Origin of the sequence: Streptomyces sp. P9-2B-2 (genome assembly GCF_030406865.1) — a bacterium.
Lineage (GTDB): Bacteria > Actinomycetota > Actinomycetes > Streptomycetales > Streptomycetaceae > Streptomyces > Streptomyces platensis.
In genome coordinates this window covers 2,030,518-2,055,457 of record NZ_CP129126.1, presented here as the reverse complement: position 1 = coordinate 2,055,457, position 24,940 = coordinate 2,030,518, and the positions used below count along the sequence as shown (strand labels likewise).

23 protein-coding genes and 1 pseudogene are annotated in these 24,940 nt (G+C 71.6%); 12 read left to right on the top strand and 12 right to left on the bottom strand.

The window, feature by feature from the left end:
- Positions 1-98 precede the first annotated feature (98 nt).
- Positions 99-656, top strand: a complete 558-nt coding sequence (gene soxR / locus QT196_RS08890) for a redox-sensitive transcriptional activator SoxR (RefSeq protein WP_290354708.1) — start codon at positions 99-101, stop codon at positions 654-656.
- A 52-nt stretch (positions 657-708) separates the two neighbouring features.
- Here soxR and QT196_RS08885 read toward each other — a convergent pair whose 3' ends face one another.
- From QT196_RS08885 to QT196_RS08875, 3 genes are all read right to left on the bottom strand, one after another.
- Positions 709-2,148, bottom strand: a complete 1,440-nt coding sequence (locus QT196_RS08885) for an amidase (protein WP_290354707.1) — start codon at positions 2,146-2,148, stop codon at positions 709-711.
- A 188-nt stretch (positions 2,149-2,336) separates the two neighbouring features.
- Positions 2,337-3,092, bottom strand: a complete 756-nt coding sequence (locus QT196_RS08880; RefSeq protein ID WP_290354706.1) for a 3-keto-5-aminohexanoate cleavage protein — start codon at positions 3,090-3,092, stop codon at positions 2,337-2,339.
- Positions 3,093-3,161: 69 nt separating this feature from the next.
- Positions 3,162-3,776, bottom strand: coding sequence for a hypothetical protein (locus QT196_RS08875; protein ID WP_168478391.1), 615 nt, complete (start codon positions 3,774-3,776; stop codon positions 3,162-3,164).
- Between the two features lie 239 nt (positions 3,777-4,015).
- On the opposite strand from QT196_RS08875, the gene QT196_RS08870 reads away from it, so the two are divergent.
- The 7 genes and pseudogenes from QT196_RS08870 to QT196_RS08840 form a co-directional block, all read left to right on the top strand.
- The gene (locus QT196_RS08870; protein ID WP_290354705.1) at positions 4,016-6,835 is read left to right on the top strand and encodes a penicillin acylase family protein; all 2,820 of its coding nucleotides are present in this window, start codon (positions 4,016-4,018) and stop codon (positions 6,833-6,835) included.
- 176 nt (positions 6,836-7,011) lie between these two features.
- A complete protein-coding gene (locus QT196_RS08865) occupies positions 7,012-8,034 on the top strand; it encodes a LysR family transcriptional regulator (RefSeq protein WP_266735880.1) in 1,023 nt (340 codons plus the stop codon).
- A gap of 125 nt (positions 8,035-8,159) precedes the next feature.
- The gene (locus tag QT196_RS08860; RefSeq protein ID WP_290354704.1) at positions 8,160-9,395 is read left to right on the top strand and encodes a helix-turn-helix transcriptional regulator; all 1,236 of its coding nucleotides are present in this window, start codon (positions 8,160-8,162) and stop codon (positions 9,393-9,395) included.
- A 94-nt stretch (positions 9,396-9,489) separates the two neighbouring features.
- A complete protein-coding gene (locus QT196_RS08855) occupies positions 9,490-9,720 on the top strand; it encodes a hypothetical protein (RefSeq protein ID WP_266735884.1) in 231 nt (76 codons plus the stop codon).
- A gap of 266 nt (positions 9,721-9,986) precedes the next feature.
- Positions 9,987-10,124 (top strand): hypothetical protein, encoded by a 138-nt coding sequence (locus tag QT196_RS08850; RefSeq protein WP_266735886.1) that lies wholly within the window; start codon positions 9,987-9,989, stop codon positions 10,122-10,124.
- Positions 10,121-11,308, top strand: a complete 1,188-nt coding sequence (locus tag QT196_RS08845; protein WP_266735888.1) for a methyltransferase domain-containing protein — start codon at positions 10,121-10,123, stop codon at positions 11,306-11,308. Before QT196_RS08850 ends, QT196_RS08845 begins: the two co-directional genes overlap by 4 nt.
- Positions 11,309-11,370: 62 nt before the next feature.
- Positions 11,371-11,493 (top strand): annotated as a pseudogene (locus QT196_RS08840) (LysR family transcriptional regulator); the annotation flags it as partial.
- A gap of 21 nt (positions 11,494-11,514) precedes the next feature.
- Here QT196_RS08840 and QT196_RS08835 read toward each other — a convergent pair.
- Both QT196_RS08835 and QT196_RS08830 read right to left on the bottom strand, forming a co-directional pair.
- Positions 11,515-12,849, bottom strand: a complete 1,335-nt coding sequence (locus QT196_RS08835; RefSeq protein ID WP_290354703.1) for an MFS transporter — start codon at positions 12,847-12,849, stop codon at positions 11,515-11,517.
- 104 nt (positions 12,850-12,953) lie between these two features.
- Positions 12,954-14,231 carry a DUF1343 domain-containing protein gene (locus QT196_RS08830; RefSeq protein WP_290354702.1) on the bottom strand — a complete coding sequence of 426 codons (1,278 nt, stop codon included), beginning with the start codon at positions 14,229-14,231 and terminating at the stop codon, positions 12,954-12,956.
- 176 nt (positions 14,232-14,407) lie between these two features.
- On the opposite strand from QT196_RS08830, the gene QT196_RS08825 reads away from it, so the two are divergent.
- The 4 genes from QT196_RS08825 to QT196_RS08810 all read left to right on the top strand — a co-directional run bounded on the left by QT196_RS08825 (position 14,408) and on the right by QT196_RS08810 (position 18,417).
- A complete protein-coding gene (locus QT196_RS08825) occupies positions 14,408-15,178 on the top strand; it encodes an SDR family oxidoreductase (RefSeq protein ID WP_290354701.1) in 771 nt (256 codons plus the stop codon).
- Positions 15,179-15,274: 96 nt separating this feature from the next.
- The gene (locus QT196_RS08820) at positions 15,275-16,936 is read left to right on the top strand and encodes an AMP-binding protein (protein WP_168478386.1); all 1,662 of its coding nucleotides are present in this window, start codon (positions 15,275-15,277) and stop codon (positions 16,934-16,936) included.
- Between the two features lie 26 nt (positions 16,937-16,962).
- Positions 16,963-17,568, top strand: coding sequence for a TetR/AcrR family transcriptional regulator (locus QT196_RS08815; protein ID WP_085924316.1), 606 nt, complete (start codon positions 16,963-16,965; stop codon positions 17,566-17,568).
- Between the two features lie 228 nt (positions 17,569-17,796).
- The gene (locus tag QT196_RS08810; RefSeq protein WP_168478385.1) at positions 17,797-18,417 is read left to right on the top strand and encodes a methyltransferase domain-containing protein; all 621 of its coding nucleotides are present in this window, start codon (positions 17,797-17,799) and stop codon (positions 18,415-18,417) included.
- 163 nt (positions 18,418-18,580) lie between these two features.
- On the opposite strand, the gene QT196_RS08805 is transcribed toward QT196_RS08810, so the two are convergent.
- The 7 genes from QT196_RS08805 to QT196_RS08775 form a co-directional block, all read right to left on the bottom strand.
- Positions 18,581-19,831, bottom strand: coding sequence for an acyl-CoA dehydrogenase family protein (locus tag QT196_RS08805; protein WP_168478384.1), 1,251 nt, complete (start codon positions 19,829-19,831; stop codon positions 18,581-18,583).
- 7 nt (positions 19,832-19,838) lie between these two features.
- Entirely contained in the window at positions 19,839-20,927 is a 1,089-nt protein-coding gene (locus QT196_RS08800) for a phosphotransferase family protein (RefSeq protein ID WP_168483638.1), read from the bottom strand.
- A gap of 191 nt (positions 20,928-21,118) precedes the next feature.
- Complete coding sequence (locus tag QT196_RS08795; protein WP_290354700.1) at positions 21,119-22,177, bottom strand: MBL fold metallo-hydrolase; 1,059 nt, start codon at positions 22,175-22,177, stop codon at positions 21,119-21,121.
- 122 nt (positions 22,178-22,299) lie between these two features.
- A complete protein-coding gene (locus QT196_RS08790; protein WP_356948460.1) occupies positions 22,300-22,638 on the bottom strand; it encodes a DUF202 domain-containing protein in 339 nt (112 codons plus the stop codon).
- Between the two features lie 26 nt (positions 22,639-22,664).
- Positions 22,665-23,075, bottom strand: coding sequence for a DUF202 domain-containing protein (locus QT196_RS08785; protein ID WP_266735901.1), 411 nt, complete (start codon positions 23,073-23,075; stop codon positions 22,665-22,667).
- Between the two features lie 43 nt (positions 23,076-23,118).
- Positions 23,119-23,652 (bottom strand): NUDIX domain-containing protein, encoded by a 534-nt coding sequence (locus tag QT196_RS08780; protein ID WP_290354699.1) that lies wholly within the window; start codon positions 23,650-23,652, stop codon positions 23,119-23,121.
- 186 nt (positions 23,653-23,838) lie between these two features.
- Positions 23,839-24,732 carry a DMT family transporter gene (locus tag QT196_RS08775; protein WP_190140981.1) on the bottom strand — a complete coding sequence of 298 codons (894 nt, stop codon included), beginning with the start codon at positions 24,730-24,732 and terminating at the stop codon, positions 23,839-23,841.
- Positions 24,733-24,940: the final 208 nt, after the last annotated feature.

The following is a 24,940-nucleotide window of genomic DNA, read 5'->3' as shown; positions in this document are numbered from 1 at the left end:
GCTTGCTCAGAATGCGGAGTGCGAGCCCCCGCTGTCAATGGCCGCACGACCGGTGCCGGTCCGATGGCCCAGTGTCGGACAAGCTCTAGGGTTGAACCGTGCCCCAGCTTCCGTACAAGGTTCATGAACTCTCCGTCGGCCAGCTCTCCGCGCGCAGCGGCGCCGCGGTGTCCGCGCTGCACTTCTACGAGTCCAAGGGGCTGATCAGCAGCACCCGGACGGCGGGCAACCAGCGCCGCTACAGCCGTGACGCGCTGCGCCGGGTCGCTTTCGTACGGGCGGCACAGCGGGTCGGCATCCCGCTCGCGGTGATCCGCGACGCGCTGGCGGAGCTGCCCGACGAGCGCACCCCCAACCGCGCCGACTGGGCCCGGCTCTCCGAGGTCTGGCGCTCCGAACTGGACGAGCGGATCAGTCAACTCGTCGAGCTGCGCGACCGGTTGACCGACTGTATCGGCTGCGGCTGCCTCTCGCTGGAGAAGTGCGCGCTGTCCAATCCGTACGACAACCTCGGCGAGCAGGGGCCCGGCGCGCGGCGGCTGCGGGTCGACCGGAGCGCCAAGGACCCGGAGGGCGCCGAGCGGCGCGCCGGTGGCGAGCCGGGGAGCGGCCCGGGGCTGCCGGACGAGCAGGAGTGCTGCACGGGCGAGAGCTGAGCGCGGACGTGCCCGTCCCGGGGCGGGACGGGCGCGCGCGGTCCGGCGTCGGTCACCACACGGACGGGGTGCGTCCCGCCCACGGGCGGGCCTGTTCCAGCTGCGCCGACAGCGCGATCAGGGTGGCCTCGTCGCCGTACCGGCCGGCCAGCATCACCCCGATCGGCAGCCCTGCGGCGTTCCACTGCAACGGGACGTTCACCGCGGGCTGGCCGGTGGCGTTGTAGAGCGCGGTGAACGGCGTGAACGCCCCGAGGGCGTCGAACTCGGCCTGCGGGTCGGCGTCGTTGCGCAGCGCGCCGACCTCGGCCGGCGGGGCGGCCAGGGTCGGCGAGAGGATCACGTCATAGCCGCCCGGCGGCATCAGGCCGTCGGCCAGGGACTGGGCGAGCATCCGGAAGGCGTACAGCGAGCGGGTGAAGTCCGTGCCCGAGACCTCGGCGCCGCGGTCGCGCAGATAGCGGGTGAGCGGCATCAGCAGCTCCTCGCCCGCGGGCGGCACGGGGCGGCTCGCGGCCAGCACCGACCAGACGCGGGTGAAGGCGAGCAGGATGCTGTCGTCGGCGGGCAGCGTCAACTCCTCGACCTCATGGCCGAGTCCGGTCAGCAGGGCGGCGGTGTCGGTGGTGGCGGTGCGGCAGTCGGGGTGCACCTCGATACCGGGGACGGGCGCCTCGGTGAGGCAGGCGATCCGCAGCCGGCCCGGGTCGCGAAGGGCGTGGTCGGCGAAGGTCTCGCCCAGCGGCAGCGACGGCGCCGCGAAGGGGTCGCCGGGCATCGGCCCCGCCAGGACGTCGAGCAGGGTGGCCGCGTCGGCGACCGTACGGGCCAGCGGTCCCGACGTGGCCAGGCCGGAGATGTCGTGCAGCATCGGGCCGCTGCTGATCCGGCCGCGGCTGGGCTTGATGCCGAAGAGCCCGCAGACCGAGGCCGGTATCCGGACCGAGCCGCCGCCGTCACTGGCGTGCGCGACCGGCGCCAGGCCCCCCGCCACCGCCGCGGCGGCCCCACCGCTGGAACCGCCCGCCGAGCGCGCCAGGTCCCACGGGGTGCGGGCGGGCGGGGCGAGGCCGTTCTCGGTGTAGCAGGGCAGCCCGAATTCGGGGGTGTTGGTCTTGCCGAGCAGAATCGTGCCGCCCGCCCGCAGCTTGCCGACCACATGGTCGTCGGTGGCCGGCACATGCTCGGCCAGCGCCCGGGAGCCCATCGTGCAGCGCACCCCCGCGACCTGGTTGAGGTCCTTCACCGGCACGGGAACGCCGTGCAGCGGCGGCAGTTCACGGCCCTCGCGGCGGGCCGTGGTGGCCTCGCTCTCCGCGTCCGCGGCCTGTTTGCGGGCGATGTCGGGGGTCCGGGTGAGGAAGGCGCCGAGTGTGTCGTCGAGCCGCTCGATCCGCGTGAGGTAGTGCTCGGTGAGTTCCACGGGGGAGAGGTCCCCGGACCGGATTCCCCGGGCCTGTTCGAGCGCGGTCAGATCGTGCAGTTCGGCCATGGACGTCCACCTTCTCCTGGGAGTACCTCCCATGCCCTCACGGCATGAGGGGAGGGCGCTCGTGCGGCCTGGTGCCGTACGGGCGGGGCCGGTGCCCGCCGGGCGCGATGCCGGTGCGGGTGGTCAGCCCGTGCACAGTTGTCTCAGTTTCCGGACCGGGGCGTAAAGGCCGCATATGAACGGGCGGTTCATGCGCCGCCGGGAGGGCCGCTCATCGCGGCCGCTGCGGCGCGTATCAGCTCGGCGTTGTCGCGGGCCGGCCGGCCGTCGGGCAGCAGGAGGGTGTCCTCCAGGCCGATCCGGGTGTCCAGACCCAGTGCGCCGGCCAGCCGCAGCACCGGCCAGGCTCCGCCGTCCATTCCGTGGAGCAGCACCGGGCGGCCGGGCGCGGCACCGGCCAGCGCGGCCAGCAGCTCGCGCGCGGTGGCCGGCGCGGAATCGGCGTCGGTGCCCACATCGGTCCCGGCCTCGGTGCTGATCACTTCGGCCAGCACCCGCAACACCCTGGGGGCGAGCGGGGAGCGGGCGAACAGCCCGGCGCCGGCGGTGCCCGCCCAGATGCCGGCCTCGATGCCGACGCCGCGCTCCAGCAGGGCCGCGGCGAGCGCGTCGGCGCCCGGCTCGTGCCAGTTCACCGACGCGTGATCGGGCAGCACCGTCCAGGAACTGATCCGCGCCAGCCGGCGCTCGGGGTCCGGCTCGGCCCAGGCACCGGTCGTCACCCCGACCGGGACGTCCACCACTGCCCGGATCGCCTCCAGGGCCGCGGCCACCACCTGTGGTGAGAGCGAATCCTGGCCGCACGGGGTCTTGGGATGGACATGGACATCCTCGGCACCGGCCGCCACCGCCTGCTGCGCGGCAGCGGCCAGGGCGGCCGGTGACATCGGTACGGCGCCGGAACCGGCCGCGGTCCGAGGGCCGTTGAGACAGACCTGAAGCATGCCCTCATGATGGCAGCAGGGTCTGACAGCGTCCGGACCCGGCCGTTCGGTGCGGCCTCTCCGGCTTGCTCAGGCCGCCGCGAACGCCCCCGCGCGGTGCACTCGGTCCGCGGCCATCAGCACCTCGGGCGTGAGCACGGAGACCGGCGCAAGCACCCCGCACTGGCGGCAGGCCGGGCCGGAGGCGGGGGAGTCCGGGGACTCCGGGAGCCAGGCGAAGTGGGTGCTGCCGCACACCGGGCAGTCGCGGCGGGGCCGGCCGGCCTCCATCGCGGAGATCATGCGGCGCAGGACCACCGCGAGACGGGCCGCGGGGTGCCGTTGCGGTGATTCGCACGGCACGATGTCGCAGCCGCCCCAGGTCCGCCGGTGCCACTCGTCGAGGGCGCCGGGCTGGCGGATGCCGTGGTATTTCTCCTTGCGGCGCCGGGCGGCGCACTCCTCCTCGTACGCGAGCCAGAGCGTGCGTGCCTCCTCCAGCTCGGCGAGCGCGGCCATCAGCCGCTCCGGATCGGGATCGCGGTCCTGGGTCGCGATACCGGCCCGGGTGCACAGATGGTGCCAGGTCGCCCGGTGCCCGTAAGGGGCGAAGCGTTCAAGGCACTTGCGCAGCGCGGTGCGTCGCTGCGTCGCGACGAGACGTGGATTGCGGACCTGCTCTGCGAGGGCTCTGAAACCGGCCATTTCTTCCCACCTCCGTGGGGAGGATCCGACTGGACGGGGATGAGACGTAGCCTGCCCCCACTTGGATCCATCGAACTTTTTTGTGGCCTTGTCGGCGATGTTCCGAAGTATCGCCGCGGCACGGGCCCGATCTTCCGGCGGAAGAGCAAAAGTTGACTGTTGTTCATCTTCCGGCCGGGGATAACCGCCGGTAACGTCCCGCCCGCCCTCCCCAAAGGGACCCCCATCGAGGAGCTGCAATGCGACGACGTACCGGAAGGTTCAGGACTGCCGCCGCGGCAGCCCTGTTCGCCTTGGGCGCCACGCTCTTGGCACCGCCCCCCACCGCGGCCGCAGCGCCGCCGGACGCCCAGGACTACTGCCGGGGCCAGTGCGGCGACATCCTGCCGCCCGGCGCCACCGGCAACGCCACCCTGGTGGAGATCCTCGGCAACAAGCTGTTCGGCACCCACCCCGAGCACACCACGGACCAACTCGGCCCGTACGGCGCGCTGTCGAGCGGCTATCAGTCGCTCACCGACGACACCCTCGGCAACTTCTTCAACGACGCCTCCTTCGGCGTCCCCGCGGACCAGGTCGGCAAGGTCAGCACGCCCCGCGACGACGTGACCATCACCCGCGACAAGAAGACCGGCGTCCCGCACATCAAGGGCACCACCCGCTACGGCACCGAATTCGGCGCCGGTTACGCCGCGGGCCAGGACCGGCTCTGGCTGATGGACCTCTTCCGTCACATCGGCCGCGGCGAACTGACCTCGTTCGCGGGTGGCGCGCTCGCCAACCAGGGCCTGGAGCAGCAGTTCTGGCCGCAGGCGCCGTACACCGAGGACGATCTCCAGGCCCAGGTCGAGCGCATCCGGGACACCAACGGTGAGCGCGGCAAGCTGGCCATGCAGGACGCCCAGGCCTATGTCGACGGGATCAACGCCTACCGCGATCAGTCCAAGAACGGCCGCTACTTCCCCGGCGAGTACGTGCTCACCGGGCATGTCGACGCCATTACCAACGCCGGTGAGATCCAGCCCTTCAAGCTCACCGACCTGATAGCCCTGGCCTCCGTCGTCGGCGGTCTCTTCGGCAACGGCGGTGGCGGCGAGGTCCCCTCGGCCCTGGCGCTGCTCTCCGCCCAGCAGAAGTACGGCGTCGAGAAGGGCACCGAGGTCTGGGAGTCCTTCCGGGAGCGCAACGACCCCGAGGCCGCCAAGACCCTGCACGACGGCAGCAGCTTCCCGTACGCCGTCAAGCCCGCCAAGGCCAAGGGCACGGCGCTGCCGGACCGCGGCTCGGTCACCCCCGAACCCCTGGTCTTCGACCGCACCGGCGCGGCCACCACCAAGAGCGGGACGCCGCCCCGGGACCCGGTCAAGGCGCCCAAGAAGTACAAGAAGCTGGAGGGCCTCTTCAAGGACGGGGTGCTGCCCGACGGGAGCTTCGATCCCACCCAGCACCGCGGGATGTCCAACGCCCTGCTGGTGTCCGGCAAACACTCCGCGAGCGGCCACCCGGTCGCCGTCTTCGGGCCGCAGACCGGCTACTTCGCGCCCCAGCTGCTGATGCTCCAGGAGATCCAGGGGCCCGGTATCAGTGCCCGCGGCGCCTCCTTCGCGGGCGTCGGGATGTACGTCCAGCTCGGCCGCGGCCAGGACTACTCCTGGAGCGCCACCTCCGCCGGCCAGGACATCACCGATACCTTCGCGGTCGAGCTGTGCAACGCGGACGGCTCCGCGCCCACCAAGGACTCCACCTCCTACCGCTACCGCGGCGCCTGCGTCCCCATGGAGAAGCTGGAGCGCACCAACTCCTGGAAGCCCACCATCGCCGACCCCACGGCGGCCGGCTCCTACCGGATGCAGGTCTTCCGGACCAAGTACGGGACCGTCACCCACCGCGCCACCGTCGACGGCAAGCCCGTCGCCTACACCGCGCAGCGCTCCACCTACCGCCACGAGGCCGACTCGATCATCGGCTTCCAGATGTTCAACGACCCGTCCTACGTGCGGGACGCCACGTCGTTCCAGAAGGCCGCCGAGCACATCGACTACGCCTTCAACTGGTTCTACGCCGACTCCCGCGACATCGCGTACTACAACAGCGGCCTCAACCCGGTCCGCAACCCCGACGTCGATCCGGCCCTGCCCGTCAAGGCGGACGACGCCTACGAGTGGAAGGGCTACGACCCCGAGACCAACACCACCGAGTACACCCCGCCCGCCCAGCACCCGCAGTCCGTCAACCAGGACTACTACATCTCGTGGAACAACAAGCAGGCCAAGGACTACGACTCGGCGGGCTACGGCAACGGCTCGGTGCACCGCGGCAATCTGCTGGACGACCGGGTGCGCGCGCTGACGAAGGACGGCGGCGTGACCCGGGCGTCGCTGACCCGTGCCATGGGGGAGGCCGCCGTCACCGATCTGCGCGGTGAGGACGTGCTGCCCGAACTCCTGCGGGTCCTCAACAGTAAGCCCGTCACCGACCCGAAGCTGAAGACCGCGGTCCAGCAGCTGGAGGCCTGGCGCAAGGACGGTGCCCAGCGCCGGGAGACCGCCGCCGGCTCGCACACCTACACCCACCCCGACGCGGTCCGCCTGATGGACGCCTGGTGGCCGCTGATGACGGAGGCCGTCTTCAAGCCGGGCCTCGGCGGCGACCTCTACGACGCACTGCGCGCCAACCTCGGTATCGACGAATCACCGTCGGCGGGCCACGGCCCCACCGGGGCGCACGCCGGATCGGCCTTCCAGTACGGCTGGTGGAGCTACGCGGACAAGGATCTGCGGGAGGTGCTCGGCGACAAGGTGGCGGGGCCGCTGGGCCGGCAGTTCTGCGGCAGCGGTGAGCTGTCCGCCTGCCGCGACACCCTGCTCACCACGCTCCAGCAGGCGAGCGGGAAGACGGCCGAGCAGGTCTACCCCGGTGATGACAGCTGCAAGGCCGGCGACCAGTGGTGCGCGGACGCCATCATCCACCGCACGGTGGGCGGCCTGACCCACGCCACCATCAGCTGGCAGAACCGGCCGACCTATCAGCAGGTGGTGGAGTTCCCCACCCACCGGTAGACGGAAGGCGGCACCACCGAAGGCCCCGGGGCGTATGACCCCGGGGCCTTCGTGCGCGCCGGCCGGGTGCCTCGGCGGGCCCAACTCCCGTGCCGGGCACGCCGACTGCCCTCGGGGCGGATTCCCTTGGGGTTATGCTTCAGGGTTCTGAACTCCAGGGGAGGGGAAAGCGAGGCATGGCCTTGTCAGGTCCGCAGCAGTACCCGACGGAGCTGCTGGATACCACCATGGACCAGCTGCGCACGCTGATCGTCGTCCACGAGGCGGGTACCGCGCTGGGCGCCGCCCGCCGACTGGGCCGCGAACAGTCCAGCGTGCAGAAGCAGCTGGACACCATGAACCGCACCTTCGCCGCGCTGTGCGGCGAGGAACTGGTCCTCAAGCAGGGGCGGGGCCGGGACGCCCTGTTCACCGCGACCGGGGAGGCGCTGGTCGTGATGGCGCGCCGCACGCTGGGGGAGTGGACGGACGGTGTGCACGACGCCCGCCGCCGGCTCGGCCGGACACTCTCCGTCGGCACCACCCGCTACACACTCGGCTTTCTGCTGGACGCGGTGGAACGGGTCACCGAGGACTATGAGCGCGACGATGTCGATCTCAAGGTCACCCATGTCCGCACCGGTGACCTCTTCACCAAACTGCGCTCCAAGGAACTCGATCTTGTCTGCGGCAGCGTCGTGGTCACCGAGCGGGATGAAGCGGAACTGCTGGCTCCGTACGAGGTGATGGAGTGGCGCCGCAGTGGGCTGTCGCTGCTGACGAACCTGCCGCCGGAGCGGCTGCCCGGCACTTCCTTCGCGGCCCAGGACCTGCCCCGGCTGCCGCTGGTCGTCTCCGCACGCGGGCTGATCGGCCGCTTCCTGACCGCCTGGTACGGCCCCGACTACTGCCAGCGCCTCTCCATCGCGGCCGAGATCGAGGCCGCGCACTACGGCTTCGAGCTGCTGCGGTCCGGGGTGGTGAGCGGCGCGATGCTGGTCACCCGGGGCATCGGGGAGGCGGCGGCGGACGGCCGCCTCCCGGAGGCCGGCGGACTGCGCACCCTGGAACTCGTCGGAGAGGTGGGCCCCAAAACGGAAGTACTGGTCGGCGTCTTCACCCGCCACGGCGAACGCGACTCCTACGCCCCCGGCCACCCCCTCAACCTCCTGTGGGACGCCCTCTCCCGGGAGAGCGGCCGGTGGTGGCTGAGCTCGTGAGCGCGCGGGGGCGCCTCAGACGAGTTTGCGCCGTTGACCGGGGCGGGCGTCGGGAAGCCCACTCGGCAATGGGAGGGGGCCTTGCAGTACTCCCAACCGGCTTACGCTGAACGGGAGGTGATTCGATGTCGTCGCTGCAAGAGAACATCCGCAATCATCGTCGGCGGACTGGCATGCGCCAGGAACAACTCGCCGAGGAAGCCGGCCTGTCCGTGGGCGTCGTCCGCAAGGTCGAGCAAGGCGGGAATGTTCAAGTCGAGACCCTGCACATGCTGGCGCGCGCCCTGGGCACCACCACGTCCAGCCTCTTCGCCAGCGAGTCGCCGGAGCCTGTGCGCTCCAATGCGGGCGACGGCCCGAAGCTGATGGAACTGCGCCGAGCACTCATGCCACCCATCGGGCTGTCGGAAGTGCTCACCGAGCAGGGCCAAGCCCCCGACCTCGCAGCCATCCGGCGAGACATTGACGACTCGCACAGCCTGTACCACGCAGACCGCTACGACTCGGTCGCGAAGAAGCTGCCCGCCATCCTGCGCTCCGCCGAGGCCGCGGTCGTGCTGGCTGGGCACGAAGAGGCCCGCCAGCAGGCCACCATCCTGCGTGCGAGCTCCTTCCTGCTCGCCGGCAAGTACTTGACTCAGGTGCGGCGGTACGACATGGCCTACCACGCCCTTTCTCAGGGCATCCGGGACGCCAGGGAGACCGGGCACACGCTCATTGCCGCTACGGGCGTCGTGGGCATGGGCTGGCTGCTCCTGCGCCAGGACCGGTTCGACGAAGCCGAGCGCTTGGCCACCGTCACGGCATCCGAGGTCGAGCCGCGGATCTCCTGTGCGTCACCAGGTGAGTTGGCGGTGTGGGGCGAGCTTCTCCAGCGCGTTGCTTCCGCGGCGATGCGCAATAACCGCCCAGACGTGGCCAAGGAGGCTCGGCGTATGACTGCGACGGCCGCGAGCGCCCTGAATGTCGAGCACGTCAACTTCCGGGAGCATTGGACCACCTTCGGGCCTGTGACTGCCGAGGCGAAGGCGATCGAGGACCTCTCCCTGATCGGGGACGCCCGCGGAGTGCTCCGCCGCGCCGACGAGGGCCCAGTGGGGGCAAAAGCGTTGAAGCGGTTCGGTCGGCCGAGTGCGAACAACTGGGACCGGCACCGTCTGGACGTCGCCAGGGCCCACTCGAAGCTGGGGTCGCACCAGGACGCCATGGACGAGCTCAACGCCATCCGCCGAACCTCGCCGGAGTGGCTGAAGCATCAGTCCATGGCGCGGTACGTCATGGACGACATCCTGTCGCGCCGTAAGAGGACGCTGACAACGGACATGCGTGACATGGCCGCTCACCTGGGCGTAACCGGCTAACTACCATGCAAGGTGGCACTTCCTGTCGGATCGCCGGAGAAGTGCCACGCTGCGTGTCTGGGGCGCCTCTCTGAGTAGGCATATCTTCGTGGTCATGGCGAGCATTCAGCAGGCCGAACTCGAAATCGGCGATCTGGTAAAGGACTTGAAGACAGACCTGATCGGTGTCGTCATGGGCAAGCTCGGCGGCAGGGTCCAGCTGAGGCCCCTCGCGGGCGGTCGCGAATGGGATGCCAGACCCGACAATGTGATCCCCCCGAGCGCACGCGAGGAGCTCAGCGCACGCAACGCTGTGCGCAGCGCCAGAAGTCGGACAGTCCTGTGATGCGCGCCATCGGTCGGTTCGCCGGAGCCCTGTTCATCATCACCATCAGCGCCTCGTGCGGCCTGGTGATCGGAATGAGTCTGGCCATGCGGACGCCATAAGCAGGCTCGCCCTGGCTGGCGCGCCCGCCCCCGTGCGGGCAGTGGCTCCCCGCCCCTCCCGGGGCGAGCCTTTCCACGCCTGTCCGGTCGTCTCCGAGCTGAGCTCGACTGCCGGGCAGGTGCACAGAAGAGCACCATCCAACTGAATGAAGGCGAGGACGCGACATGATCAACTTGCAGGCGATCAACGCTGCCGGCGGTGACGAAGGCGACGGCCACCCCGGCACCCCCTGGACGCCGCCCCAGGAGCCCCCTTCTCCTGACGGCGACACCCCGCCCGGCGACGGGACGCACCGCAAGTGACGCTCAACTCTCCGCAGGAGGAGGCGCGCCCCAGCCGCAAGGAGCTGGGGCGCGCCCTCCTCGAATCGTGCTCGATGTCGTCGGACTGGGCTCCGACATTTGCGGCCGTTGACCGCGCCAACTTCCTGCCCGACCTGATGTGGCCGTTCGACATGGACACCGGGGAGAGCCTCCCCGTGGACCGGGTCGTCGACCCGGACACCTGGTACGCCGCGGCGGACAGCAACATCCCCATCGTGACTCAGTGGGACGACGGCAAGCACTCCGGCACCCAGCCGGGGAAGGTGTCCACGAGCTCGTCGTCCATGCCCTCGGTCGTCTACGCACTCCTGCAGACCTTGGATGTGGACAAGGGTATGAAGGCGCTCGATGTGGGCACTGGCACGGGCGAGACGTCCGGAGCCCTGTTCCACCGCTGCGGACATGGCCGTGTCACCACGATCGAGGTAGACCGTGCTGTGTCGCGGCATGCCCGTGAACGCCTCTGCACTGTCGGTCTGTATCCCGAAGTTGTCGTGGGGGACGGCTTCAAGGGCTACCGGGACAACGCCCCTTACGACCGCATCCTGGCCACTGTCGCCCTCCGGGAAATCCCGGGCACGTGGATCGAGCAGACCCGTCCGGGTGGCCTCATCGTCGCGCCGTGGGGCACGCACTTCTCCCACGCGGATGCTGTTGCCCGCTTGGCCGTGAGCAAGGGGGAGGCGTCTGGGCACTTCACCCGCCCGGTGGAGTTCATGAAGCTGCGGTCGCAGCGACTGGCGCGACCTAAGCATGACGAGTACTTCGCCGCGGGGGCGATGGAGGACGCTGGCACGTCCACCACGGCGATTCCCGAGGGCGACTTCCTCACCGGGAAGTACACCGCCCTCCCGTTCGCCCTCGGGCTCCGCGTCCGCGACTGCGCCAGGGCCGTTGCCGACAAGCGCAACGACGCCCGCCCCGTGTGGCTCTACGGACTGAGCGACAAGTCCTGGGCGTGTGTCATGTTCCGGGACGGAGAGAAGGAGGCGCGGGTCTGGCAGTCGGGTCCACGCCGACTGTGGGACGAGACGGAGGAGGCGTACTGGTGGTGGGTGGAACAGGGCCAGCCTGACCACACGCGATTCGGGCTCACCATCACGCAGGAGGGCCAGGCCGCCTGGCTCGACGATCCCTCTCAGTTGGTGCAGTCGCAAGGCTGACGCTCGGTCGGCAAAACGAAGAATGCCCCCCAGCCGCGAAGGCCGGGGGGCGTCTTGTTGCTCAGGTACTGGTCGGCGTCTTCACCCGCCACGGCGAACGCGACTCCTACGCCCCCGGCCACCCCCTCAACCTCCTGTGGGACGCCCTCTCCCGGGAGAGCGGCCGGTGGTGGCTGAGCTCGTGAGCGCGCGGGGGCGTTGGCGGATCAGACCAGTTCCCGCTCCCGGGTCTCCGGCAGGGCCAGGACGCACAGCAGTGAGACGGCCGCCATCGCGCTGACGTACCAGCCCACCGATGACGAGCCGTACGCGGACTGGAGACGGGTGGCGACCAGTGGGGCCACCGCGCCGCCCAGGACGCCGCCGAGGTTGTAGGCGAGTGAGGCTCCCGAGTACCGGACCCGCGCGCTGAACAGCTCCGGCAGATAGGCGCCCATCGGGCCGTACACCACGCCCATACAGAACAGCGCGCCACCGATGCCGAGGGCGATCAGTGCCGGCCGGCCGGTGTCCAGCAGCGGGAAGAGCACCAGGCCCCACACCGCCGCGAGGACGCTGCCGGCCAGGATCAGCCTGCGGCGGCCGGCGGCGTCGGAGCGGGTGGCGGCGAGCCAGGTGCCGGCCGCCAGGAAGAGGCAGGCGACGAGGGAGAGACCCAGCATGGTGTTGCGGGAGATGCCGAGGGTGCCGGTGGCGTAGGCGAGGCAGTAGGTCGTCGCGGTGTAGAAGAGGCCGTAGGCCACGATCATCCCGCCCGCGCCCAGCAGCAGTTCGCGCGGATGGCGGCGCAGCACCTCGACGGCGGGGGCCTTGCTCGCTTCTTGGGCGTCCAGCACCTTGGTGAAGACCGGTGTCTCACTGATCTTCAGCCGTACGAACAGCCCGACGCCGACCAGCAGGAACGACAGCAGGAACGGCACCCGCCAGCCCCACGAGCGGAACGCCGCGTCGTCGAGCGCGGACGACAGCAGCCAGAACACCCCGGTCGCCGCGAAGAACCCGACGGACGGGCCGAGTTGCGGGAACGCCGCGTACAGCCCCCGGCGGCTGCGCGGCGCGTGCTCGACCGCGAGCAGCGCGGCCCCGCCCCACTCCCCGCCCAGCCCGATGCCCTGGAGGAAGCGCAGCGCGATCAGCAGCAGCGGCGCCCAGATGCCCCACGTGCCGTACCCCGGGAGCAGTCCGACGCACGCCGTCGACAGCCCCATCAGCAGCAGCGACGCGACCAGCACGGATTTCCGGCCCACCCGGTCGCCGAAGTGGCCGAAGACCACCGAGCCGAGCGGCCGCGCGGCGAACGCCACCGCATAGGTGGAGAACGAGGCGAGGGTGGCGTTGACCGGGTCGAGGGTCGGGAAGAACGCCTGGTTGAGGACGAGCGCGGCGGCCGTCCCGTAGATGTAGAAGTCGTAGAACTCGATGGCGGTCCCGATGAACGAGGCCACTGCCACCCGGCGCAGGCTTTCGCCACCGGGGGCCGCCCCGTTCGTCTTCGCCGGAGCGTCGTCCGGTGTCTGTGCTGCTGTCGCGTCTTTGCTCACCAGCGCACTTTCCGGCCCGGCGGCGGAGCCGGTCAAGAGGCGACAGGGCCTGTCCCGGTTCCTGAGACCGGGACAGGCTCGGCGAAGGCACCGGCCCAACGCCCTTACGGGTAGCGCAGATACCGCCGCCGCACCGCACGGAAGCGCGTCAGGTCCTGCTGCCAGGCGGCCACGATCTCGTCCGGTCCGGCGCCCGCGTCGATCATCGTCCGGACGGTCGCGGAGCCGGTCAGCCGGTCGATGCCGTGGTCCGGGCGCCAGGCGAAGCCGGACCAGACCCGCTTCGCGGTCACCAGCAGGCCGATGCCGGTACGCACCGGGTCGAAGGCCGCGCGGTCGTGGACGTGCAGCTGGACGCCGCCGATCGTCTTGCCCTGGAACTTGGAGAAGGTGGGGGCGAAGTAGGCCTCCCTGAAGTGCACGCCGGGCAGGGCCAGTCCGGTGGCGGCCGCGGCCCAGCGCCGGTCGATGCCGTCGGCGCCCAGCAGTTCGAAGGGGCGGGTGGTGCCGCGTCCCTCGGAGAGGTTGGTGCCCTCGAAGAGGCAGGTGCCCGCGTAGACGAGGGCGGTGTCGGGGGTGGGCATGTTGGGGCTCGGGGGGACCCAGGGCAGCCGGGTGGTGTCGTAGAAGTCGGTGCGCCGCCAGCCCGTCATCCGGACCGTCGCCAGCTCCACCGGGCGCCCGGCGGCCTGCGGCACGAACTCGCCGTTGAACAGCAGCGCCAGCTCCGCCACGGTCATCCCGTGCGCCTGCGCGATCGGCTCCCGGCCGATGAACGAGGCATACGCCTTGTCGAGCACCGGGCCGCTGGCCGCGCGGCCGGTGACCGGGTTCGGGCGGTCGAGGACCAGGAAGCGCTTGCCGGCCAGGACCGCCGCCACCATGCAGTCGTACAGCGTCCAGATGTAGGTGTAGAAGCGGGCGCCGACGTCCTGGATGTCGAAGACGACGGTGTCCACACCGGACGCGGTGAAGATGTCGGCGAGGGCCTGGCCGCTCTTGTTGTAGGTGTCGTAGACCGGCAGCCCGGTGGCCGGGTCGTCGTAGCGGCCCTCGGAGCCGCCGGCCTGAGCGGTGCCCCGGAAGCCGTGCTCGGGGCCGAAGACGGCGGTCAGCCGCACCCGGTCGTCGGCGTGCATCACATCCACGATGTGCCGCAGATCCGGTGTGACGCCGGTGGGGTTGGTGACGATGCCGACCTTTTGGCCGTCCAGCAGGCGGTAGCCGTCGGCGGCCAGCCGGTCGAAGCCGGTGTGCACCCGCCGCCGTCCGCCGTCCGCCGGCTGCGCGGCACCGGCGGGCCCGGCCCCCGCGGTCAGGGCCGCCCCGGCCGCACCGGTCGCCGCCAGCCGCCCGAGCAACAGTCGTCTCGACAGAGCCATCCGCACACCTCCGTGATCAGAAATCCACCGGGTCCGTGTCGTGCCCGTGCGCACGCTAGCCGGGCCGCGGGCATCCCGGAACAGGGCGGGCCGGGGCGCGAAGGACTCTTCCGTCAGGACATACCGACTGGTTAGTCTGCCGTCAGCCGAACCGACGTGACCGAGGGAGATCCAGCGTGGCAGCCGTACGGGACAAGACCGTGGTCGTGACCGGGGCGGGCGGAGGGATCGGCGCCGCGCTGGCCCGCCGGTTCGCCGCCGAGGGCGCCCGGGTCGTGGTCAACGATCTGGACGAGGCCAAGGCGCAGCGGACCGCCGACGGGATCGGGGCGCGCGCGGTCGCCGGTGACGCCTCCGCCGTCGTCCCGGCCGCCCGCGAGGCGCTCGGCGGCGGTATCGACATCTTCTGCGCCAACGCCGGGGTCGGCACCGGCGGCGGGCCCGAAGCACCCGAGGAGGACTGGGCGCTGGCCTGGGACGTCAATGTCATGGCGCATGTCCGGGCCGCCCGTGAGCTGGTGCCGGAGTGGCTGGAGCGCGGCAGCGGCCGCTTCATCTCCACGGTGTCCGCCGCCGGTCTGCTCACCATGGTCGACGCCGCCCCGTACAGCGTCACCAAGCACGGTGCCTACGCCTTCGCCGAATGGCTGTCGCTGACCTACCGGCACCGCGGTATCGACGTCCACGCCATCTGCCCCCAGGGCGTCCGCACCGACATGCTGGCCGCCACCGGGACCGCCGGGGACCTCGTGCTCACGCCGACCGCCGTGGAGCCCGAGGACGTCGCCGAGGCGCTCTTCGCGGCCATGGCGGAGGGCCGCTTCCTGGTCCTGCCGCACCCGGAGGTCGCGGACTACTACACCGCGCGCGCCGCCGAACCCGACCGCTGGCTCGGCGGGATGAACCACCTCCAGCGGAAGCTGGAGCAGGCCGAGGGCCGCTCCTAGCGGCGCGGGGTGGCGGGACCGCCCGCCACCCCGCCGCACCTCAGCCGTTTCCCCGCAGGGATGATCGGGCGATCAGGAAGAAAGGGCCGCACCTCGATGACCTCCTACCAGGACAAGCCGTGGCTGGCACAGCTCACCGACGCCCAGCGCGCCCCCGTGCAGCCGCCGCCCTCGACGCTGCACGCCTTCCGGGCCGCGGTGGCCGGCGTCCCCGACCGTACGGCGCTCGCCTACTTCGACGGCCGGCTGTCCTACGCCGAGACCGACGCGCTCTCCGACGGCATCGCCGCCCACCTCGCCGAGCGCGGCTTCCGGCGCGGCGACCGGGCCGCGGTCATGCTCCAGAACACCCCGCACTTCGTGCTCGCGCTGCTCGGCGTGTGGAAGGCGGGCGGGGTGGCGGTGCCCGTCAACCCCATGTACAAGTCCGCCGAGATGCGGCACATCCTGGACGACGCCGAGGTCACCGCCGTCATCTGCGCCGACCGCACCTGGGACGGCTTTCTGCGGGACACCGCCGCCGGGTCCCCGTCCGTACGCATCGTGCTCACCGCCCACGAACGGGATCTCCAGACCCGCGACGACCGGCGGGTGCTGCACGGCGAGCGGATCGGGCCGCAGCGGGACGCCGACGATCTGCTGACCGTGGCCCGTACCGCCGGCCCGATACGGGTGGCACCCGCCGACCCGGAGCTCACCGCCGACGACCTCGCGCTGATCAGCTACACCTCGGGCACCAGCGGCACCCCCAAGGGCGCCACCAACACCCACGGCAACATCACCTATAACGCCGAACGCCAGCGCACCGGCCTGGGCCTTCCCGAGGGCGCCACCTACTTCGCGCTCGCCCCGCTCTTCCACATCACCGGCATGGTCTGCGAACTGGCGGCCTGTATCGCCAGCCAGGGCACCCTGGTGCTCGCCTACCGCTTCGAGGCGGGCGTCGTCCTGGACGCCTTCCGGGAGCACCGCCCCGCCTATACGGTCGGCCCCTCCACCGCCTATATGGCGCTGATGGCCCACCCCGAGGTCACCCGCGACCACTTCGCGTCCTTCCGGACCATGTCCTCCGGCGGCGCGCCGCTGCCGCCCGCCCTCGTCGAGAAGTTCCGTACCGGTTTCGGGCCGTACGTCCACAACGGCTACGGCCTGACCGAGTGCACCGCGCCCTGCGCCAGCGTCCCGCCGGGCCGGGAGGCGCCGGTCGACAAGGTCTCCGGCACGCTCGCCGTCGGGGTGCCCGGCGCCGACACCGTCGTCCGGATCATCGGTGAGGACGGCCGGGACCTGCCGTTCGGCGAGCCGGGCGAGATCGCGGTGCGCGGCCCGCAGGTCGTCCCCGGCTACTGGCGCCGCCCCGAGGCCACCGCCGAGGCCCTCCCGGACGGTGAGCTGCGGACCGGCGACATCGGCTTCATGGACCGCGACGGCTGGCTCTATGTCGTCGACCGCAAGAAGGACATGATCAACGCCTCCGGCTTCAAGGTGTGGCCGCGCGAGGTCGAGGACGTCCTCTACAGCCACCCCGCGGTGCGCGAGGCGGCGGTGGTCGGGGTGCCCGACGCCTACCGCGGCGAGTCGGTGAAGGCGTATGTCAGCCTGCGCCCCGGCACCTCCCCGGAACCCGCCGAGCTGGCCGCCTACTGCAAGGAACGGCTGGCCGCGTACAAATATCCCCGTGCGGTGGAGATCCTGGCCGAGCTTCCGAAGACCACGAGTGGCAAGATCCTCCGACGGGAGCTGCGCCACCGCGCATGACTGAGCACGAAGGACAGGTGAGGGCGATGGCCGGCACGAAGGACGGTAACGGCAACGGCGCTGCGAAGCCGGTGGCCCAGCGGCTGCTGGCCACCGCCACCAGGCTCTTCGCTGAGCAGGGCTACGACCGCACCTCCGTCCAGGAGATCGTCGATGCGGCGGGCGTGACCAAGGGCGCCCTCTACCACTACTTCGGCTCCAAGGACGATCTGCTGCACGAGGTCTACGGCCGGGTGCTGCGGCTCCAGCAGGAGCGGCTGGACCACTTCGCGGACGCCGACGCGCCGGTGGAGCAGCGGCTGCGGGACGCCGCGGCCGATGTGGTCGTCACCACCATCGAGAACCTTGATGACACCAAGATCTTCTTCCGCTCGATGCACCAGCTGAGTCCGGAGAAGGACAAGCAGGTGCGCGCGGAGCGGCGGCGCTACCACGAGCGGTTCCGGGCCCTGATCGAGGAGGGGCAGCGCACCGGCGTGTTCGCCGCCGACATCCCCGCCGACCTCGTCGTGGACTACCACTTCGGCTCGGTGCACCACCTGGGGACCTGGTACCGCGAGAACGGGCCGCTCAGCCCGCAGCAGGTCGCCGACCAGCTCGCCGATCTGCTGCTGCGGGCCCTGCGGCCGTGAGACACGCCGCAGGGGTGCGGCACTGCTCACACAGGTGCACCTGATCGCGCAGCGGGCCTTGACCGCATCCCCTGGAATTTGTTGGATTGCGCGCAAGACCAGTGGGCATGCGCTCCGGGGCCATGAGACTCAGGGGGCGGTCACGGGCAGGGGCTGTCCTCATCCCGCACCCGTAACCTAAGGTATGGATAGTACTGCTATCTATCGAGTGGGTGCCCTTTGCCTGAAGTGACACTTTTTCTCCGGGAGTACGCACGGACGAGCCGGGAGGTGGGGGCGATCGCCCCCAGCGGCCCCCGGCTCGGCAGGGCCCTCACCCGCTATGTGATCCCCAGCCCCGGCAGCGCCCGCGCAGTCCTTGAGGTGGGGCCCGGCACCGGGGCGGTGACCCGCCACATCGCCGGCTCGCTCGGCCGGCACGACACCCTCGACCTGGTCGAGGCCAACCCGCGCTTCGTCGACCTGCTGCAAGGTGCCTACGGCAGCGACCCGCGGCTCCAGTTCCGCACCGGCCTGGTGCAGGACCACGACCTGGGCAGCTATGACACCATCGTCTGCGGTCTGCCGTTCGCGAACTTCGACGCCCCGACGACCGCGGACATCTTCGACCGGCTGCTGGGCGCCCTGCGGCCCGGCGGCACCCTGTCCTTCTTCGGCTATGTGGGAGGGGCGCGGATGCGCCGCACCTTCACCAAGCGGGCGGGACGCGAACACGTCCTGGACGGGCAGAACACCCTGCGCCGCATACTGGAGCGGCACACCTTCCGTACGGAACTGGTGCTGGGCAACCTGCCCCCGGCCCGGGTGCACCACCTGGCACCGGTCAGCGCCCCCGTTCACCCGGCGTGACGACGCGCCCCCACCCACCCGCCGACGTTTCCCCGGGCGATGCCGGACAGGCATCACGGCATCGCCCGGACGGCCCCGGGCACGGCACCCCTGATCCGGGTGCCGCGCCCGAGGCTTTGTCGGCGGTGACCGGTCCCGCCCGGGTCCGGCCGCCGGACCCGCGCTACAGGTAGCGCTTCAACTCCCGGCGCGCCAGCGACCGTTGGTGCACCTCGTCCGGACCGTCCGCCAACTGGAGCGTACGGGCCCCGGCCCACAGCTCGGCCAGCGGGAAGTCCTGGCTGACCCCGCCCGCGCCGTGCAGCTGCACCGCCTTGTCGAGGATGTCCACGACCGTGCGCGGGGTGGCGATCTTGATGGCCTGGATCTCGGTGTGCGCACCCTTGTTGCCGACGGTGTCCATCAGCCAGGCGGTCTTCAGCACCAGCAGCCGCAGCTGCTCCACCGCCACCCGGGCGTCCGCGATCCACTCCTGGACCACGCCCTGCTGGGCCAGCGGCTTGCCGAAGGCCGTACGGCTCACCGCGCGGCGGCACATCAGCTCGATGGCGCGCTCGGCCATCCCGATCAGCCGCATGCAGTGGTGGATCCGGCCGGGGCCGAGCCGGGCCTGGGCGATACCGAAGCCGCCGCCCTCCTCGCCGATCAGATTGCCGGCCGGCACCCGTACGTCATGGAAGAGCACCTCGGCATGGCCGCCGTGCCAGTGGTCCTCGAAGCCGTAGACCTGCATCGCCCGCTTGACCTCGACGCCGGGGGTGTCGCGCGGCACCAGCACCATCGACTGCTGGCGGCGCGGGTCCGGGCCGTCCGGGTCGGTCTTGCCCATCACGATGAAGATCTGGCACTGCGGGTTCATGGCCCCGGAGATGTACCACTTGCGCCCGTTGATGACGTACTCTCCCCCACTCTCGGCTCCGCTCGAGTGGGAGGTGCCCCCATCGTCGCGCGCGATATGCGTCTCGATGTTGGTGGCGTCCGACGAGGCCACCTCCGGTTCGGTCATCGCGAACGCCGACCGGATCTCGCCCGCCAGCAGCGGCTCCAGCCACTGCTTCCGCTGCGCCTCGGAGCCGAACTGCGCCAGTACCTCCATGTTGCCGGTGTCCGGCGCCGCGCAGTTCAGCGCGGTGGGCGCCAACTGCGGGCTGCGGCCGGTGATTTCGGCCAGCGGCGCGTACTGGAGGTTGGTCAGCCCGGCGCCGTACTCCTCGTCGGGCAGGAAGAGGTTCCACAGTCCCTGCTTGCGGGCCTCGGCCTTGAGCTCGTCGACGATCGCCGGGGTCTCCCACGGGGAGGCCAGCGCGGCCCGCTGCTCATGGGCGGTCTGCTCGGCCGGGTGGACATGCTCGTCCATGAAGGTCAGGAGCTTCTCGCGGAGCTCCTCCGTCCGGGCGTCGAATGCGAAGTCCATGGCTGCCTCAGCCTTCCTTGAGGGTGGTGAGTCCGCGGTCGATGAAGACGGGGACGAGCTCGCCGATCCGGTCGAACCCGGCGCCGACGGTCTGGCCGAGCGTGAAGCGGTAGTGGATGCCTTCGAGGATCACCGCGAGCTTGAACCAGGCGAACGCCGTGTACCAGGCGATGGCGGAGGTGTCCCGGCCGGACCGGGCGGCGTAGCGCTCGATCAGCTCGGCCGGGGACGGGTGCCCCGGAGCGCCGCTGGTGGTGCTCACCGGTGACTCCGGCAGCCCCAGGTCCGAGCTGTACATCACCAGCAGCCCGAGGTCGGTCAGCGGGTCGCCGAGCGTGGACATCTCCCAGTCCAGTACGGCCTTGAGGGTGTCGGCGCCCCTTTCGGGCTCGTTCACCTCCGGGGTGCTCGCCGGGCCCACCAGGACGTTGTCGAGGCGGTAGTCGCCGTGCACGACGGCCGGGGCGGGCGAGGTGGGCAGTGCCCGGCCCAGCGCCTCGTGCAGCTCGTCGATGCCCGGCAGGTCGCGATTCTTCGACGCGGCCAACTGCTTGCCCCAGCGCCGCAGTTGGCGCTCCAGGAAGCCGTCGGGGCGGCCGAAGTCGCCGAGTCCGACCGCCTCCGGGTCCACCGCGTGCAGGTCCACGAGCGTGTCGACCAGGGACAGCACCACGGCGCGGGTGCGCTCCGGGCCGAGCGGGGCGAGCTGCGCGGCGGTGCGGTACGGGGTCCCCTCGACCAGCTCCATCACGTAGAAGGGCGCCCCGATGACCGACTCGTCCGTGCACAGCAGCAGCGTCTCGGGCACCGGCACCGGCGTCCGGTGCAGCGCGCTGATCACCCGGTGCTCGCGCTGCATGTCGTGGGCGGTGGCCAGCACATGGCCGAGCGGCGGCCGGCGGACGACCCAGGAGGCGGCGCCGTCGGTGACGCGGTAGGTGAGATTGGACCGTCCGCCCTCGATCAGCCGCGCCCGCAGCGGGCCGCCGGCCAGCCCCGGCCGCTCCCGGTCCAGATGCGCGCGCAATCGTGTCAGGTCGAGGCCGGGAGGGTCCTCCCGGTCCCGGTCCTGCGGGGGAGGGGTGCCCTTGCTCATCGTGCTCCTCCGTACGGAGTGGACGGTCGGATCGGTCGCTGGCACGATCATGCCGACTAGTCGGTATGGAGTCCAGTGCCGGAGCGTGGGGCGTCCGTCACGCGAGGTTATTCCGCCGTATCCGCCGCCCCGTCCGCCCCCTGCCACTCATGGCCGCGGGCCCGCCGGCTCCCGCGGCCCACGGGACCGGTTCAGGCGTGACAGGACATCGGGACCCCGCCGTTCATCACCGTCATATCGCCGAATCCGGCGATCGGGTCGAGGGGGACGCCCGGGGCGGCGCCGCCCAGTTCCGCGTACGCGCGGTGCAGATTCGCCACCAGCCGCTCACTCTCGGCCAGCTCGGCGAACGGGCCGAGATCCGCCTCCTGGGCGGTCTCCAGCGGGGTGCGCCCGGCCGCCCGGCCCTCCTCCGCGAGCCGGCCGACGAACCGCAGATAGCGCTCGATCCCGTCGTAGACCTCGGGGCCGGTCACCGTACCGTGCCCGGGGACGACGGTGACCGCGTCCAGGGCCCGCAGTGTCCGCAGCGCGCGCAGCGAGCCGGCCAGCGACCCCATGAAGACGAACGGGGTGCCGCCGTGGAAGACCAGATCGCCGGCGAAGACGATGCGCTCCCGGGGCAGCCAGACGATGGTGTCGCCGGTGGTGTGCGCGACGCCCGGGTGGATCAGCCGCACCTCGGTGTCGCCGACGTGCAGGGTCAGTTCGTCGGTGTAGGTGATCTCGGGCGGGGTGAGACGGATGTCGCCGTACCCCACCTCGGGCCAGACGGCGTGCAGTTGATGTCCGGCGGCCAGCAGTTCGCGGCGGCAGGAGGCATGGCCGACGATCGTCGCCTCGGGTGCGAAGACCCCGTTGCCGTAGGTGTGGTCGCCGTGGTGGTGGGTGTTGACCACGGTGCGGGGGGCCGGTGCGCCGCTCTCGGCGATCCGCCGGCGCAGCAGGCGCGCCCGGCGCTCGGTGGCGGCGGTGTCCACGACCAGGGTGGCGTCCCCGTCGGTGACGAAGCCCGCGTTGTTCAGGCACCAGCCGCCGTCCGGCTGGATGAACGCATGGACCCCGGCGGCCAGTTCGGTGAGATAGGGCTCGGGGACGGGGGACCCGTCGGCGGGCGGCGGGCCCGCGGGGGTTCCGGCGCCGGGCGGCTCGGTGGCGTCCGGTCCGGTCGCTCCGGGGCCGGTGGCCGGTGTCGTGGCCGGTGCCGCCGGGTTCTGTGCCGCCGTGTGCCGTGCCGTCGCGTCGTCCATGCGGGTGCGCCCTTCATCTGATAGCTCGTCACTCCACGCTGCCGAGCAGGGGCCCGCCCGGTGCGCGCGAGGTCGTGTCACGGTACCGCCGCCCCGGCCGGCGGGCGTGCCGCACCCCGGCGTCAGTGCCCCGGCCGCACCAGGATCACCCCGCCGCACAAGGCCAGCGCCAGGGTGCAGCCGACCAGCAGCAGTGCGGTCCGCGGGGGCAGGCCCGGCGGGCGGCCGCCGCCCATCGCCCGCATCCGGCGGTGGGCGAGGGCCACGAAGGCCGCCCACAGCAGCCCCATCAGCACCACCAGCGTCACGTCGACCGCTCCCGGGGCATCGCTCCGCAGCAGCTGGCGGCCGGCCAGTACCGCCATCGCGGTGGCCGACAGCGTGGTGCGCCGCCAGGCCAGCCGGGTCCGCTCCGGCTGGAGCCCGGGGTCCCGGTCGGGGGCCGGACGCGGCGTTCCCACGCCCGGCGGCTGTCCGTCCGCCATCGCTAGCCGGTCCGGCCCAGCAGCACCAGCACGACCATCGCCACCGCCAGCACGCCGACGCCCAGCGCCAGCGCGCTGGGGAAGCGGGAGACCGGCAGATCCTCACCGCGCCGCATCGCGCGTTCACAGCGCACCCAGTGGTTGACCGCCCGCAGCGCACACAGCGCGCCGCCCACCAGCAGCACGACGGTGAAGATCAGCCGCAGCCCCTCGTGCAGCCGGGGCAGGAACTGGTCCACCGCGAACCCGCCGCCGACCAGCGCCAGCCCGGTCCGCAGCCAAGCGAGAAAGGTGCGCTCATTGGCGAGCGAGAAGCGGTAGTCGGGGGTCGCCCCCTCCTCGTGGACCCGCGCGGGCGAGACCCACAGCCGTACGGCCGCGCGCAGCGACCGCAGTCCGTCGGTGAGGATCATGGCCGGAACCCTGGCCCGCGTCCCGTCCCGTACACCGGTGGCATCAGCGCTCCCCCGCCTCCCGCCGGGCGAGCACCTGCCGGTAGGCGGCCATCCCGTCCGGTGTCCACGGCCACTCGTCGAGCCGCCGCCCCAGCTCCTCCTCGGTCAGGAACGCGGCCCAGTCGATCTCCGACTCCTGCGGGGCGACCGGCAGCGTGCAGCGCACCTCGTAGACCGCGGACCACCAGGAGTGCTCGTCCGTCTCGTAGAGGAACTTGAACAGCGGCTCGGGCTGCGCCAGCCCCTGCACGCCCAGCTCCTCCTCGGCCTCCCGCAGCGCCGCCTGGTCATAGGTCTCGCCGGCGCCGACCACCCCGCCCACGAACATGTCGTAGTGCGCCGGGAAGACGAGCTTCTGCGGAGTGCGGCGGTGCACGAAGATCCGGTCCTCGGCGTCCCTGACCAGGACGAAGGCGGAGCGGGTGCGCATCCTGCGGGCGTAGGTCTCACCGCGTGGGGCCTGCCCCACGACCTGATCGTTCTCGTCGACGACGTCGAGGATCTCGTCCGCGTTGAGCGGTTGCTGATCGGTCATGGAGCCATGCAATCACCAGGGGCGGGGGCCGCACCCGCCGGGGCGGGGCGCGAGCGGCGGGTTCCGGCCGGGGGGAGCGGGACGCGAAGAAGGCCCGTACGAGGGAGTCGCACAGGGCCGGACGGGGGAGTGGCGGCGGGCGGCGCGAGGCGACGGCGGGGCACCACGCGACGCCGGAGGGGCCCGTCAGTGCGGCTGGAGCTCCCGGGCGTTCTCCCGCTGCCCGGCACCCGGCGGCATCGCCGGATGGCTGCCGATCAGCACGATGCCCGCGACGACGGCCATGATCCCGATCACCTCCGTGGCCAGCGCCCCGGGCGTCACCCGCAGCTGGTCGCCGAGGAACCCCACCCCGCAGAGGATTCCGGCCAGCGGCTGGGCGGCGGTCAGCGCCGGCAGCGACAGCCGCAGCGGCGCCGACTCGAAGGCGCTCTGCACGAACACCAGCGCCAGCACCCCGAGCACGACGATGGCGTACGGCTGCCAGCTGGTGAGCAGCCCCGACCAGCCGCCGGCCCCGAAGCGCTCACCGCTGATCCGGGTCAGCGCGTCCTGGAGCCCGTAGAGCAGCCCGGCGGCGATGCCCAGGAGGGCGGCCTCCAGGCTCACATGCACGCGTTCCCGTTTGGCGACCGCCGCCAGCAGCAGGGCGGCGCCCAGCACCAAGCCCATGATCAGCCACTGCCACATCGGGTCGGCGTTGCTGCGCCCGCCCTGGGGGCGCCCGGCCACGATGAAGGCCGTCACCCCGCCCGCCAGCAGCCACAGCCCGGCCCAGCCGCTGCGGCCGAGCCGCTGCCGGGTCAGCCGTCGTGACAGCGCCATCGCGAACAGCAGATTGGTCGCGAGCAGGGGCTCCACGAGGGTGATGTCGCCCATCCCCAGCGCCACCGCGCCGAGCGCCATCCCGACCACCATCAGACCGATACCGGCCACCCACAGGGGCATCCGGACCAGGTCGAGCAGCAGCCGGAAGGAGAGGAAGTCCTTCATCGGGGCGTGTTGCGCCGCGGCCTGCTGAAACACGAAACCGAGTCCCAGGCAGCAGGCCGCGCCAAGGGCGAGCAATATCACCGTCACGTCGCACCTCGTATCGCGCGGGGTGGGGGGATGCGCCTGAGGATAGTCATCCGGCGTCGGGCGTGGGGTGGCCCTCGTCACCCCCCATTCTCCCGCGTGCCCCGGTGTACCACCCGGTAACTCCATGGTTGACGCGGCAGTCGGGTGCGCTGAGGATCGTTCCACCGTTGCGGCCGGGGCGCCCGGCGTGCCCCGTTGAGGAGAGCAG

What these genes read in the sequence shown, in the direction of transcription:
- QT196_RS08885 (WP_290354707.1), bottom strand. Translation starts at nt 2,148, where the DNA reads ATGGCCGAACTGCACGATCTGACCGCGCTCGAACAGGCCCGGGGAATC.
- QT196_RS08880 (WP_290354706.1), bottom strand. Translation starts at nt 3,092, where the DNA reads ATGCTTCAGGTCTGTCTCAACGGCCCTCGGACCGCGGCCGGTTCCGGC.
- QT196_RS08875 (WP_168478391.1), bottom strand. Translation starts at nt 3,776, where the DNA reads ATGGCCGGTTTCAGAGCCCTCGCAGAGCAGGTCCGCAATCCACGTCTC.
- QT196_RS08870 (WP_290354705.1), top strand. Translation starts at nt 4,016, where the DNA reads ATGCGACGACGTACCGGAAGGTTCAGGACTGCCGCCGCGGCAGCCCTG.
- QT196_RS08865 (WP_266735880.1), top strand. Translation starts at nt 7,012, where the DNA reads ATGGCCTTGTCAGGTCCGCAGCAGTACCCGACGGAGCTGCTGGATACC.
- QT196_RS08860 (WP_290354704.1), top strand. Translation starts at nt 8,160, where the DNA reads ATGTCGTCGCTGCAAGAGAACATCCGCAATCATCGTCGGCGGACTGGC.
- QT196_RS08855 (WP_266735884.1), top strand. Translation starts at nt 9,490, where the DNA reads ATGGCGAGCATTCAGCAGGCCGAACTCGAAATCGGCGATCTGGTAAAG.
- QT196_RS08850 (WP_266735886.1), top strand. Translation starts at nt 9,987, where the DNA reads ATGATCAACTTGCAGGCGATCAACGCTGCCGGCGGTGACGAAGGCGAC.
- QT196_RS08830 (WP_290354702.1), bottom strand. Translation starts at nt 14,231, where the DNA reads ATGGCTCTGTCGAGACGACTGTTGCTCGGGCGGCTGGCGGCGACCGGT.
- QT196_RS08820 (WP_168478386.1), top strand. Translation starts at nt 15,275, where the DNA reads ATGACCTCCTACCAGGACAAGCCGTGGCTGGCACAGCTCACCGACGCC.
- QT196_RS08815 (WP_085924316.1), top strand. Translation starts at nt 16,963, where the DNA reads ATGGCCGGCACGAAGGACGGTAACGGCAACGGCGCTGCGAAGCCGGTG.
- QT196_RS08805 (WP_168478384.1), bottom strand. Translation starts at nt 19,831, where the DNA reads ATGGACTTCGCATTCGACGCCCGGACGGAGGAGCTCCGCGAGAAGCTC.
- QT196_RS08800 (WP_168483638.1), bottom strand. Translation starts at nt 20,927, where the DNA reads ATGAGCAAGGGCACCCCTCCCCCGCAGGACCGGGACCGGGAGGACCCT.
- QT196_RS08795 (WP_290354700.1), bottom strand. Translation starts at nt 22,177, where the DNA reads ATGGACGACGCGACGGCACGGCACACGGCGGCACAGAACCCGGCGGCA.
- QT196_RS08785 (WP_266735901.1), bottom strand. Translation starts at nt 23,075, where the DNA reads ATGATCCTCACCGACGGACTGCGGTCGCTGCGCGCGGCCGTACGGCTG.
- QT196_RS08780 (WP_290354699.1), bottom strand. Translation starts at nt 23,652, where the DNA reads ATGACCGATCAGCAACCGCTCAACGCGGACGAGATCCTCGACGTCGTC.